This window comes from Acidimicrobiia bacterium, from assembly GCA_040902765.1.
Taxonomy (GTDB): domain Bacteria; phylum Actinomycetota; class Acidimicrobiia; order Spongiisociales; family UBA11373; genus DATKBG01.
In genome coordinates this window covers 12769-24242 of sequence record JBBDWO010000005.1, presented here as the reverse complement: position 1 = coordinate 24242, position 11474 = coordinate 12769, and the positions used below count along the sequence as shown (strand labels likewise).

The 11474-nt window shown below is 68.2% G+C and carries 14 protein-coding genes; 5 read left to right on the top strand and 9 right to left on the bottom strand.

Annotation, left to right across the window (positions count from 1 at the left end; genetic code table 11):
- Positions 1-2 precede the first annotated feature (2 nt).
- Positions 3-938 (bottom strand): alpha/beta hydrolase, encoded by a 936-nt coding sequence (locus WEA29_01955; GenBank protein MEX2322519.1) that lies wholly within the window; start codon positions 936-938, stop codon positions 3-5.
- A 59-nt stretch (positions 939-997) separates the two neighbouring features.
- On the opposite strand from WEA29_01955, the gene WEA29_01950 reads away from it, so the two are divergent.
- Both WEA29_01950 and WEA29_01945 read left to right on the top strand, forming a co-directional pair.
- Positions 998-1444, top strand: coding sequence for an SRPBCC family protein (locus WEA29_01950; GenBank protein ID MEX2322518.1), 447 nt, complete (start codon positions 998-1000; stop codon positions 1442-1444).
- A 19-nt stretch (positions 1445-1463) separates the two neighbouring features.
- Positions 1464-2234: an enoyl-CoA hydratase-related protein gene (locus tag WEA29_01945; protein ID MEX2322517.1), complete on the top strand. Its 771-nt coding sequence runs from the start codon at positions 1464-1466 to the stop codon at positions 2232-2234.
- Positions 2235-2245: 11 nt separating this feature from the next.
- Here WEA29_01945 and meaB read toward each other — a convergent pair whose 3' ends face one another.
- The 3 genes from meaB to murA all read right to left on the bottom strand — a co-directional run bounded on the left by meaB (position 2246) and on the right by murA (position 5095).
- On the bottom strand, positions 2246-3181 hold the full coding sequence (meaB, locus tag WEA29_01940) for a methylmalonyl Co-A mutase-associated GTPase MeaB (GenBank protein MEX2322516.1): 936 nt from the start codon (positions 3179-3181) through the stop codon (positions 2246-2248).
- Positions 3182-3422: 241 nt separating this feature from the next.
- Positions 3423-3695: a NifU family protein gene (locus tag WEA29_01935; protein MEX2322515.1), complete on the bottom strand. Its 273-nt coding sequence runs from the start codon at positions 3693-3695 to the stop codon at positions 3423-3425.
- Positions 3696-3835: 140 nt separating this feature from the next.
- Complete coding sequence (gene murA / locus WEA29_01930) at positions 3836-5095, bottom strand: UDP-N-acetylglucosamine 1-carboxyvinyltransferase (GenBank protein ID MEX2322514.1); 1260 nt, start codon at positions 5093-5095, stop codon at positions 3836-3838.
- Between the two features lie 103 nt (positions 5096-5198).
- Here murA and rpiB point away from each other — a divergent pair, with 103 nt between their 5' ends.
- Together rpiB and ppk1 are read left to right on the top strand one after the other, a co-directional pair.
- Entirely contained in the window at positions 5199-5642 is a 444-nt protein-coding gene (rpiB, locus tag WEA29_01925) for a ribose 5-phosphate isomerase B (GenBank protein MEX2322513.1), read from the top strand.
- 92 nt (positions 5643-5734) lie between these two features.
- Entirely contained in the window at positions 5735-8212 is a 2478-nt protein-coding gene (gene ppk1 / locus WEA29_01920; protein ID MEX2322512.1) for a polyphosphate kinase 1, read from the top strand.
- Positions 8213-8282: 70 nt separating this feature from the next.
- Here the strand turns inward: ppk1 and WEA29_01915 are convergent, their stop codons facing one another.
- Entirely contained in the window at positions 8283-8918 is a 636-nt protein-coding gene (locus WEA29_01915) for an alpha/beta family hydrolase (GenBank protein MEX2322511.1), read from the bottom strand.
- Positions 8919-9083: 165 nt separating this feature from the next.
- Between WEA29_01915 and pgl the strand changes: the two genes are divergently transcribed.
- Positions 9084-9776, top strand: a complete 693-nt coding sequence (gene pgl / locus WEA29_01910; protein MEX2322510.1) for a 6-phosphogluconolactonase — start codon at positions 9084-9086, stop codon at positions 9774-9776.
- A 79-nt stretch (positions 9777-9855) separates the two neighbouring features.
- On the opposite strand, the gene WEA29_01905 is transcribed toward pgl, so the two are convergent.
- The 4 genes from WEA29_01905 to WEA29_01890 are packed head-to-tail and all read right to left on the bottom strand — an operon-like array spanning position 9856 to position 11424.
- A complete protein-coding gene (locus tag WEA29_01905; GenBank protein MEX2322509.1) occupies positions 9856-10248 on the bottom strand; it encodes a hypothetical protein in 393 nt (130 codons plus the stop codon).
- Between the two features lie 42 nt (positions 10249-10290).
- On the bottom strand, positions 10291-10581 hold the full coding sequence (locus WEA29_01900) for a EutN/CcmL family microcompartment protein (protein ID MEX2322508.1): 291 nt from the start codon (positions 10579-10581) through the stop codon (positions 10291-10293).
- Complete coding sequence (locus tag WEA29_01895) at positions 10578-10847, bottom strand: EutN/CcmL family microcompartment protein (GenBank protein MEX2322507.1); 270 nt, start codon at positions 10845-10847, stop codon at positions 10578-10580. Before WEA29_01895 ends, WEA29_01900 begins: the two co-directional genes overlap by 4 nt.
- Positions 10834-11424, bottom strand: coding sequence for a BMC domain-containing protein (locus tag WEA29_01890; protein MEX2322506.1), 591 nt, complete (start codon positions 11422-11424; stop codon positions 10834-10836). Before WEA29_01890 ends, WEA29_01895 begins: the two co-directional genes overlap by 14 nt.
- Positions 11425-11474: the final 50 nt, after the last annotated feature.

Below are 11474 nucleotides of genomic sequence, written 5' to 3'. Positions count from 1 at the left end.
GGTCACGGCTCGGAACCCGACGGAAGATCGCGCACGAACGCTCGCACCGTCGACTCATAGCCGAACCGACCCACGTTCCAGGCTTCGCCGTGCCCAGCCCCGTCCACGATGTGCAGTACCGCGTCGGGGAGAGCGTCGGCGAGAAGGCGGGTCGACGCGACCGGATGGCGATCGTCGGCCTCCCCGTGGATCAGAAGTACCGGCATGGTCAGGTGGTCGATGCGACCCAGCAGACTCGAGGAGGCGAGATCCACGCCGAATCGGAACGTCACCATGGCTCGAGCCCAGCGTGCCAGCAACGCTGGAACCCGGCGGCGGGCGGAGACCGCCAGAGCAGCGTCCGTGGCATCGACCAACGGACCATCGAACACAACCCCGGAGACCACACCGAGAGGGTCGTTGGCCAAGTAGGCGCCGATCACGGACGCCCCGGCTCCGAAGCCGTAGAGGACGACGTCGCCAGCGCCGTTCGCCACGGCGAACGACACCGCCAGATCGAGGTCCCGCCATTCGGTCGCACCGAGGGTGTGACGACCGCTGCCGTCGACGGGACCGTCGCCGTCGTTGCGATAGGACACGACCAGCGCGGGATGCCCCGCACCGACCAGCGATGGAAGGACTCGCAGCGCTTCGCGACGGTCACCGTCCAGCCCGTGGACGAACACCACCCACCGGTCGGACACGCCCTCGATCAACCAGGTCGGGTAGTCGCCGGCGGGGCCGCCCAGGATGATCTCGGTGTAGGCCACGTCGACCTCGCCGGGGGTCGCAGCGGGCCCGAACCGCTCCGGGGCGCCGTGGCCCGCGGGCAGTCGAAGCACCGACCGTTCGATCTCCCCGGCGTGGTACCAGACCCCGCCTCCGACGAGGGCGACGAGCACGAGGACGGCGACGACAGCCCCCCGGGAGATCCAGGTCCGTCCGCGCTTGGTGACCATTGGATCGGGATCGTACCGATGCGAGCGGCATGCGCCCGGCGGGCCCGTACCCTGAGCCCGTGCCCCGCATCACCCTCTCCATCGACCTCGCCCAGCCGCGTGATCGGGTGTGGCGGGAACTCGAAGCGGTGGAACGCCACGTCGAGTGGATGGCCGATGCCGAGTCGGCAGAGTTCACCGGCACCAGGACCCGCGGTGTTGGCACCATTCTCGCCGTCGCCACCCGGGTCGGACCGTTCCGCACCCGCGACGTGATCGAGTTCACGCAGTGGGATCCGCCACGACTCATGGGGGTCGCCCATCGCGGTCTGTTCACCGGAACCGGATCGTTTCGGCTCGAAGAGCACGAGGGCGGTACCAGGATGGTGTGGTCCGAGTCGATCAGGTTCCCCTGGTATCTCGGAGGTCCAATCGGCGTCATCGTCGCCGGCCCGGTGCTGCGGGCCATCTGGCGAGGCAACCTGCGACGCTTCCAGCAGAGCCTCGCCGGGGGCGGCGACGACTAGCCGGCGTACCATGGCCGCCATGACGCTCGCATCACTCGCACGCCATGACGCCGTCGCCGTCATCACCCTGGAACGCCCCCCGGTCAATGCCCTCTCCGGGGAGCTGATCGAAGACCTCCACACTGCGGTCGCCGAGGCGGCGGCGCCCGACGTGCGCGCCGTCGTGATCACCGGAGCGCCGCACTTCGCCGCCGGCGCCGACATCACCGCCTTCAAAGCGGCCATGGACGGCGGTGGATCGGCCGCCGACCTCGGGACCCACCTCTCCCGCCTCACCGTCGAGATCGAGTCGCTTCCCAAGCCGGTGATCGCCGCGGTGCGCGGCTTTGCCCTCGGTGGGGGCCTGGAGCTTGCTCTGGCCTGCGACTTCCGGTTCCTCGCCGACGATGCCAGGGTCGGCCAACCCGAGATCAAGCTGGGGATCATCCCCGGAGCGGGCGGGACGCAACGGCTCCCGCGCCTCATCGGGCTGGGGAAGGCGCGCGACCTCAACTACTCGGGCCGGATGGTCGAGGCCGACGAGGCCCTCGCCATCGGTTTGGCCGACCGCGTGGTGCCGGCAGCAGCCCTCCTCGAGGAGGCGTTGGCAGCGGCGGCGGCCTGGGCCGAGGGACCGACCCGTGCCCTCGGGATGGCCAAGCGGGTCATGAACGGGGGACTGGGCCTCCCGATCGCCGATGCTCTCGCCCTGGAGGCCGATGGATTCGCCGAGGTATTCGCCACCGAAGACGCCGCCGAGGGGGTCGCCGCCTTCCTCGAGAAGCGCCAGGCCCGCTTCTCCGGTTCGTAGCCTGCGCTCGATCAGTCGGCGGCGAGCAGACGGCGGGCGGCCGTCCACGGGTCCATCCGACCGGCTTCGACGTCGGCGACCACGTCCCCACCGGCGTCGATCATCGCCGCCGCCCGCTGCCTGAAGCCCTCGACGACGGCAGTGCTCAACTCCGCACGACGACGAGCGGAACGGCGCTCCTCCAGCCCTGCCTCACCGAGATGGTCCCGATGCGCCATGACCGCTTCCCACACTTCGACGACTCCGGTCCCCTCCGTGGCGACGGTCGTCACCACGGGTGGCACCCAGTCGCCACGGTGGCCCATCGCCAGCATCGCCTTGATGTCGGAGACGGTTTCGGCGGCGCCCGGACGGTCGGCCTTGTTGACCGCGAACACATCGCCGATCTCGAGGACCCCGGCCTTGGCCGCCTGAACGCCGTCGCCCCAGCCGGGTGTGAGCACCACGATCACAGTGTCGGCCTGGGCGGCGACCTCCACCTCATCCTGTCCGACACCCACCGTTTCCACCAGGATCGGGTCGAATCCCGCTGCCTCCAGGGCCACCAACGCCTGGGGAGCCGCCAGGGAGAGGCCACCGAGGTGGCCACGGCTCGCCATCGAACGCACGAACACTCCCTCGTCGAGCACATGGCGCTGCATGCGCACCCGGTCACCGAGGATGGCACCACCGCTGAACGGGCTGGTCGGGTCGACGGCGAGCACACCGACGTTCTTGCCCCGCCTCCTGGTTTCGGCCACCAGGGCGTCGGTCAGCGTGCTCTTGCCGGCCCCCGGGGCACCCGTGATCCCTATCCGGTGCGCCGGCACCGCGACGGCGAATGCCTCTGCGACGAGGCTGTCGACCCCCTCGCGTCGGTCCTCGAAAATGCTCAGCACCCGAGCCAGCGCACGCCGATCCCCGGAAACAACGGCAGGGATCAAATCAGCGCGGTCCGGTGAAGTCACGAGGGCGAGGATAGAACCAACGCTCAACGCTCAACGCATAACGCCAGAGGAAGTCGGTCCTGCGCTGAGCGTCAAGCGTTTGAGCGTCATCAGACCGCGGGAACGCATAACGCATAACGCATAACGCCAGAGGAAGTCGGTCCTGCGTTGAGCGTCATCAGACCGCGGGAACGCTTAACGCTTAACGCTCAACGCCAGAGATCCGCCCGTCTTGCGTTGAGCGTTGAGCGTTGTCGCGTTTCTATACCGCGTTCACCGCGGTGATGCCGGGGACCCGGTCGATCAGGATCCGTTCGATGCCGGCGGTGAGCGTCATCGTGGACATCGGGCATCCGCCGCAGGCCCCGACCAGCTGGAGGTTCACGGTGCCGTCGTCGACGCCGAGGAGCACGAGGTCGCCGCCATCTGCCTGGAGCGCCGGGCGGATGTACTCGAGCGTCTCGTTGAGCAGCGTGAGATCGACCTCGGCCGCAGCCGTGTCGTCGATCGTCGTGGTCGTGCTGTCGTCACTCATCGCTGATTGAAACCCCATCAGCTCGCGAAACCATTCCCGAGTGTAGAAGCCAGCCACCAGCCACCAGCCACCAGCTACCAGCCAGAACTGCGTCTGGCTGTGAGCTGTTAGCTGTTAGCTGTTAGCAGTGGCGGTGAGCTTCAGCTCACAGCCACTCTTTCGATCTTCGCCCCGAGCGACGCGAGTCTGCCCTCGAAGTCGGTGTAGCCGCGGTCGATGTGCCCCACTTCGGTCACGGTGGTCTCGCCGTCGGCGGCCAGGCCGGCCAGCACCAGGGCGGCACCGGCACGAATGTCACACGCATCCACCGGGCACCCACTGAGACGTTCGACGCCCCGAATGATCACGTGCTGACCCTCCAACTGGATGTCGGCACCCATCCGAACCAGCTCCCCCACATAACGGAACCGAGCGGCGTAGATGTTCTCGGTCATCACGGAGATCCCCGCCGCCAGCGACAGCAGCGCCACCATCTGAGGATGCATGTCGGTGTGGAATCCGGGGTACGGCAGCGTGGCGAAGTCGACGGCCGCGGGACGCTCGGGTCCGACCAGCCTGATCCAGTCCTTGCCCGTCTCGATCTCGCACCCGGCCTCTCCCAGCTTGCGCAGCTCCATCCGGAGATGCTCGGGGACACAATCGGTCACGGTCACGTCGCCCCCGGTGATGGCTCCGGCAACCAGGAACGTCCCGGCTTCCAGACGATCCGGGACGACACGATGCCGGCTCGGCCGCAGCTGTGCCACGCCGTCTATCTCGAGGGTGGAGGTGCCGGCCCCGCGGATCACCGCACCCATGGCGACGAGCGCCTCTGCCAGGTCACGGATCTCGGGCTCGCGGGCTGCGTTGATGATGGTCGTGGTTCCGCGGGCGAGAACTGCCGCCAGGAGCACGTTTTCGGTAGCACCCACGCTCGGGAAGTCGAGGCTGACCTCGGCGCCGACCAGGCCCCCCGGCGCCGAGGCGACGAGAACGCCGTGCTCCAATTCGAACGACGCCCCCATGGACCGCAGCCCGTCCAGGTGCATGTCGATGGGCCGCGACCCGAAGTCGTCACCGCCGGGGAAGGCAACCCGTGCCTCCCCACACCGAGCGAGCAGGGCACCGAGCACCAGGATGGAGGCTCGCATCTGACGCACCAGGTCGATGGGGGCCTCGGGCGTCAAGGATTCGGGCACGATCACCCGCACCGATGACCCTTCGGTGACGACCTCGGCGCCGATGTGACCAACGACCCGCGCCATCAAGCGGACGTCGACGATGGGTGGGACGTTGTCGAGGCGATGCTCCCCGGGCGCGAGCAGCGTCGCCACCAGGTGCTTGAGGGCTGCGTTCTTGGCACCGAACACGCCCACCGACCCTTCGAGGGGCGTCCCGCCGCTGACGAGGAACTGGTCCATCGTGCGTCGAGTGTAAGGCGGGCGTCGCGATCCGAAGCCACACGGCACCGCTCCCGAGGCTCCAGGCTCCAGGGCCGGTGGGCGGTCCCGCTAGCCTCGTGTCATGCGCGTCGCCATCGCCGCCGACCATGCCGGCTACGAGATGAAAGAGTTCCTGGCTCAGTTCGTCGCAGCCGCCGGCCATGCAGTGACCGATCTGGGAACCCACTCGACCGAGCCTGTCGACTACCCGGACTACGCCGCGGCGATTGGCAAGGCGATCGCTTCAGGCAAAGCCGAACGCGGCATCATCGTGTGCGGGTCCGGAGCGGGTGCCGCCATCGCCGCCAACAAGCTCGCCGGCATCCGATGCGCCCAGGCGCACGACACCTACACCGCCCACCAGGCGGTCGAGCACGATGACGCCAACGCCATCGCCTTGGGGAGTCGGGTGATCGGCACCCACCTGGCTCGCGAGATCGTCACCGCATTCTTAGAGGCAAGGTTCTCGGGCGACGAGCGCCACCGCAGGCGCGTCGCCAAGATCACCGCCCTCGAGAACCCCTAAAGCGGTCCGTCTGGGGCCTGGTGCCGGGCGGCTGGCCCCCGGCACCCGCATCTTCTATTGACTCCACACCCGTTCGCGCCGACCATCTAGTCGTGGCCCAGCGTCTCACCAACCGTGAGCTGTCGATCCTCGACTTCCAGCATCGGGTTCTCGCCGTGGCCGAGGACCCGAACGTGCCCCTGCTCGAGCGCGTCCGCTTCCTGGCGATCGTGGCCTCCAACCTGGACGAGTTCTTCCAGGTACGGGTCGCCAGCCTTCTCGACAAGGCGGCGGCGGGCGTGCCCCTCGTGACCGACGACGGGCTCGGAGTGGACGAGCAACAACTGATCGCCCGCGGGCGGGTCCAGGCGCTCGAGGCCCGCATGCAACGACTGTTCGACGCCGAGCTCAGGCCGGGGTTGCGGGCCCACGGCATCGTCATCGCCGACTGGGAGGAACTCGACGACGATGCCACCAAGGCGCTCGTGGAGACCTTCGAGACGTCGATCTACCCCATGCTCACGCCGCTCGCCGTGGACCCGTCCCACCCGTTCCCGTACATTTCAAACCTATCCCTCAACCTGGCCGTGACGGTCCTCGACTCCGCCGGCCGCAGCCCCCGGTTCGCCCGGGTGAAGGTTCCACCGCTGCTCCCCCGATATCTGCCCATCGACGACGGTTCCACGTTCGTGCCCACCGAACAGGTGATCGCTTCCCAGGTGGCCAGCCTGTTCCCGGGACGCACCGTGCTCAGCGCGCACCCGTTCCGCGTCACCCGGAGCGCCGAGCAGGCGATCGCCGAGACCGACGACCTGGTCTCGGCCATGGAGGAGCTGCTCGAGACCCGCCATCGGTTCAGCAACGTGGTCCGCCTCGAGGTCGACCCGACGATGCCCGAGCACGTCATCGAGTTGCTGCGCAGCGAGATGCGTATCCGCGACCAGGACGTGTACCTCACCGACGGGCAGCTTGCGCTGTCCGGTCTGGTGACCATCGCGGCGCTGCGCCGTCCCGACCTCCGCCACGAGCCTTCGGTGGCGGCCACCCAGCCGATCCTGATGCCGCGCCCCGACGAGACGATCTTCGATCGCATCCGCCAACGCGACATCCTGGTCCACCTCCCGTACGACTCCTTCGCCAACGCGGTGGGCGCCTTCATCGCTGCCGCCGCCCGCGATCCCGACGTCGTAGCCATCAAACAGACCCTCTATCGAACCTCGGACCCCGATGACCCTGCGCTCGGTGGCGAGCAGTCGATCGTGCACTCGCTCGTCTCCGCGGCGCGGGCCGGCAAACAGGTGGTGGTCATCGTCGAGCTGAAGGCACGGTTCGACGAGGAGGCCAACATCGCCTGGGCACGCATCCTGGAGGAGGCGGGTGCTCACGTGGTGTACGGCATGGTGGGACTCAAGACCCACGCCAAGGTGGCCCTCGTCGTCCGTCGGGAGGGCGACCGGCTGGTTCGGTACTCGCACATCGGGACCGGCAACTACAACCCGAAGACGGCGCGCCTCTATGAGGATCTGGGGCTGCTGACCGCCGACCAGGACATCGGGTCCGACCTCACCGAGCTCTTCAACGTTCTCACCGGACTAGGCCGCCGGGAGTCGTACCGGCGGTTACTGGTGGCTCCGGTCACTCTGCGGCACGAGATCGTCGAACGCATCCGCGCCCAGGCGGCGCTCGGTGCCGACGGGCACATCACGATGAAAGTCAACCACCTGGTGGATTCGGCAGTGATCGAAGAGCTGTACGCCGCATCTGCCGCCGGTACCCCGGTCGATCTCATCGTGCGGGGGACCTGCTGTCTGCGCCCGCAGGTGGCCGGAATGTCCGACACCATCACCGTCAGATCCATCATTGGTCGATACCTAGAGCACTCCCGCGCCTTCCGATTCGGCGTCGGTGACGCCGCCGAGTACCTGATCGGGTCCGCAGACATGATGCATCGGAACCTGGACGCACGGGTGGAAGCCCTCGTTCCCATCCAGCACCCACGGCTGCGGCGGCGGCTCGACGAGATACTGCGCGTCTACCTGGCGGACGATCGCCTCGCCTGGACCCTGGAGGGTGACCGGTGGACCAAGGTGCCGACCACAGTGGGGGTCGACTCCCACCGTCGATTCCAGACTCTCGCCGAAGCCCGGGCACACGGCGCGTACCCTGACCCCGACCATGCAGCCTCGAGCCCCAACGTGATCGTCGCCGCCGGAGGCATCGTGACCCGTACCTCGTTCGACGGGGTTCGTGAGGTGCTCGTCGTCCACCGACCCCACTACGACGATTGGTCGTTCCCGAAGGGCAAGACCGATCCCGATGAGACCGAAGCCGAAGCGGCGCTGCGCGAGGTGCGTGAAGAGACCGGCTACCTGTGCAGCCTCGGCGCATCCGTGGGAACCGTCGAGTACCGCATGTCGGCCGGACTCCCGAAGGTCGTGACCTACTGGGCGATGACCCCCGACGGTGGAGAGTTCGAGCCCAACGACGAGGTCGACCGGATCGAGTGGCTCCCGTTTCCGGCGGCCATCGACCGCCTCACCTACGAACGGGACCGGTCACTCCTGCGAACCCTCGCCGCCAACACCGAATAGCCGGAGGCGACAGAGCACCGCGCACCTGGCTCCTGACTCTTGCGAATCGCGAATTGCGAATTGCGAATTGCTACTGCCCTATCCACTCACTCGTCACCAAGACCAGCTCGTCGAGGACGTCCCCCTCGGTGCGACCGGTCCTCTTGGGAACCTTGAACGAGTGATCGGCATCGGGAACCACGTGTAGCGCGGCGCCGAGGCGCTCCACGACGGGCCGCAGCAGGTCGAGCGGAGCCATGCGATCACGCTCACCCTGGACGAACAGCAAAGCCCCGGTGAGTCGATCCAGGTGAGTCGTATCGCGTGGCTCGGTTTTGCCCAGCGCGACCAGGGGATACCCGTAGAAGAGGCGTGGCCACCGATCGAACCCAGACAGGTGGGATCCCACTCGACCGCCCATCGACTTGCCGGCGATCACCGCCCGATCGACCAGACCCTCCATGTGAGTCGCCGCGGCCTCATGGGCGGCGACCAAGGTCGGCAGACGATCGGGCGCCTTCCGCCCCACCGCCATGTACGGGTAGTCGAAGGCGACGACGAGGAAACCCGCCGCGGCGAGCCGTGAGCGCAACCCCTCCATGTAGGGATGGCTCCTGCCGGCCCCGGCGCCATGCGCAAGGAGTATTCCGATCGAGGCACCGTCCGGCCCATCCACACTGGCGGGCACCTCCCCACCGCTCCACTCGATCACGACCTGACGTGCCATGGGAAGAGGCTACGACACGGACCCAACGCTCGACACTCAACGCTCAACGCAGGCCCGTCGACGGCTGCACGCTGCACACTGCTGGCAGCCGGTAGCTGGCAGCCGGTAGCTGGCAGCCGGTAGCTGGCCCCTCGCCCCTCGCCCCTCGCTACTGTCCCCCGCCGCATGCATGTTCGCATCTTCAGCACCCTGGAGGCTCTCGCCGAGGCGGCGGCCGACGAAGTGGAGGGGTGGCTCGGCCTCGATGGCAACGGCCACACTCTCGGACTCGCCGGCGGCACCACCCCACGGCGCGCCTACGAGCTGCTCGCCGACCGCGATCTCCCGTGGCAGGAAGTCGCCGCCTGGATGACCGACGAGCGGCATGTCCCGACCGACCATCCCGACAGCAACGCCGGCATGGCCCGACGGGCGCTGTTCGATCGGATACCGGCGCGGCTACTCGAGGTTCCGTGGCGTGAAGACGCCAGCGAAGCAGCCGACGAATACGAGACGATGCTCGGCAGCGTCCTGAGGAGTGTCGGCGGACGGCTCGAACCGGGCATGGTGATCCTCGGCATGGGATCCGACGGTCACACGGCGTCGCTGTTCCCGGGGAGCGACGCCCTCGACGTCACCGACCGTGACTTCGTCGCCACACTGGTACCCGACAAGGGCTGGCGTCTCACCGCCACCCTCGGTCTCCTCACCCGAGCGCGACGGACCCTGTTCCTCGCCGCCGGAGAGGAGAAGGCATCAGCGGTCGCCGAAGTCCTGAGCGGTGGGAGCGACCTCCCCGCCGCAAGGGTGACCGCGCGAGCTCGCGACGTGGTGTGGCTCATAGACACGGGGGCCGCCCGGCTGCTGGACAACGCTTAACGCTCAACGCAAGAAATTGGCCCGCTCCTGCGTTAAGCGTTAAGCGTTAAGCGTTAAGCGTTCTCCCCCTCGCCTCTCGCTACTCCCCACTCCCCTGGCCGAGCCACTCGAGCAGGTACGCCGCGAGCCCGCTCTCGGGGTCGAGTCGGGCGCGGGCGAACGCCTCCGCTTGGATCCGGGCCGGATCGCAGCGCATTCGGTCGGCCCGGGTATCGAGAAGATCACCCTGCTCCTTGAGAGCGAGGAGCGACTCCGTCCAGGCCTCCCGGTCCCTGAAGTCGTCGAGTGGGGTCTCGTCAAGGACCGCCACGACGAGTTCGAGGTAGCGCGCAGTGTCGGTGGCCAGCCGGTCGCAGGTGTCGTTGGCCAGCGTGGTGGTCGTCCCCGACGGGTCCATCGTGGTGAGCGTGGGCGTCGATGGGTCGCAGGCGGCGAGGGCGACCACGCATACGGCGACGAGGAGGGATCTCACCGTGCCGAGGCTACCCCCGACGCGTCGTTCCGCCGGCCGCGATCAGGTGACGTCGAAGTCGGTCCCGTCCACCCGGACCTCGTCGACGATCCCGACCACGATGGCCCTCACCGGAGCGTTGGCGTCGGCCATGACTTGTCGCGCCGAGGAGCCCTCGTCGAGCACCAGAACGGTCTGACCGTGGCTGGCGCCGATCGCGTCGACGGCGATCACATACCCGCCGGTCGGAACACCCGATACGTCGAGGAGATCGACCACGCGCAGCTGATGTCCGTCGAGGGTCGGATGCTGGATGGTGGACACCACGGTCCCGCTGATGCGTCCGAGCTTCACCGGATCTCCACCTCGTCGACGATGCCGACCACGGCGTGGTCGACGGGAACGAACTGCTCGGGCAGCGCCACCGCGGCCTCCCGGCTCGACACGAAGTACACCCGTTCGCCGACCCCGGCGGTGAACAGGGCATCGGCGGCCACCACCGGATCGCCGCTCGGCTCCCCAGATCGGTCCAGGGGCTGGAGGATCAGGAATCGAACCCCCTCCAAGCCCTCGGACTTCTCCGTCGCCACCACGGTCCCGATGACGTCAGCCAGTTGCATCCGACTCCCCGATCCGGTCGACAAACCGCGCCGCCGACCACAGATTGTCCCCCATCTCGGAGGCGAGCATCGGGACCACCACCTGCTGCAGCACCCTGCCGGGTCCGACGGCGGCACCCCCCGCCTCCACGGCCACTTCCACGTCGCCGACCGATCCCGAGAACAGCGCGTACGCCTTACCCCCGAGGTCGTCGGCGAGATGGAGCTCCATGAGCACCACCGCCGCCGCCTTCACCCCTGCATCGGCCACAGCGACCGCGGACGAGACCGTTGCCGTCTCCAGGATGCCCAGGGCTTCGCCGGATGGTTCGCCGCGGACACTCCCGATCGCGGCCACCACGGCCGGGTGGACGTCAGGAAGGAACACCTCGTCGACGATCAACGCCGCCCCCCGCGCCCGCCCCGCGATCAGTGCCTCCTCGACCGACGCCACATCCCCGGTGACCTGGACCAGATATCTGCCCGGGTGGATGGTCCCGGCGGTGATCGAAGCCACCGGCGACGCCTTGACCATCGCGTCCCCGGCGAGGATCCCCACCGCCACCGACTCGAACTCGAGCACCCCCAACGCGGTCATGGCGCAGCCCCGCGCCTGTGATCTCCCGAGATTCCGGCCGGAGGCAGGTA

What these genes read in the sequence shown, in the direction of transcription:
- WEA29_01955 (MEX2322519.1), bottom strand. Translation starts at nt 938, where the DNA reads ATGGTCACCAAGCGCGGACGGACCTGGATCTCCCGGGGGGCTGTCGTC.
- WEA29_01945 (MEX2322517.1), top strand. Translation starts at nt 1,464, where the DNA reads ATGACGCTCGCATCACTCGCACGCCATGACGCCGTCGCCGTCATCACC.
- WEA29_01935 (MEX2322515.1), bottom strand. Translation starts at nt 3,695, where the DNA reads ATGAGTGACGACAGCACGACCACGACGATCGACGACACGGCTGCGGCC.
- murA (MEX2322514.1), bottom strand. Translation starts at nt 5,095, where the DNA reads ATGGACCAGTTCCTCGTCAGCGGCGGGACGCCCCTCGAAGGGTCGGTG.
- rpiB (MEX2322513.1), top strand. Translation starts at nt 5,199, where the DNA reads ATGCGCGTCGCCATCGCCGCCGACCATGCCGGCTACGAGATGAAAGAG.
- WEA29_01915 (MEX2322511.1), bottom strand. Translation starts at nt 8,918, where the DNA reads ATGGCACGTCAGGTCGTGATCGAGTGGAGCGGTGGGGAGGTGCCCGCC.
- pgl (MEX2322510.1), top strand. Translation starts at nt 9,084, where the DNA reads ATGCATGTTCGCATCTTCAGCACCCTGGAGGCTCTCGCCGAGGCGGCG.
- WEA29_01895 (MEX2322507.1), bottom strand. Translation starts at nt 10,847, where the DNA reads ATGCAACTGGCTGACGTCATCGGGACCGTGGTGGCGACGGAGAAGTCC.
- WEA29_01890 (MEX2322506.1), bottom strand. Translation starts at nt 11,424, where the DNA reads ATGACCGCGTTGGGGGTGCTCGAGTTCGAGTCGGTGGCGGTGGGGATC.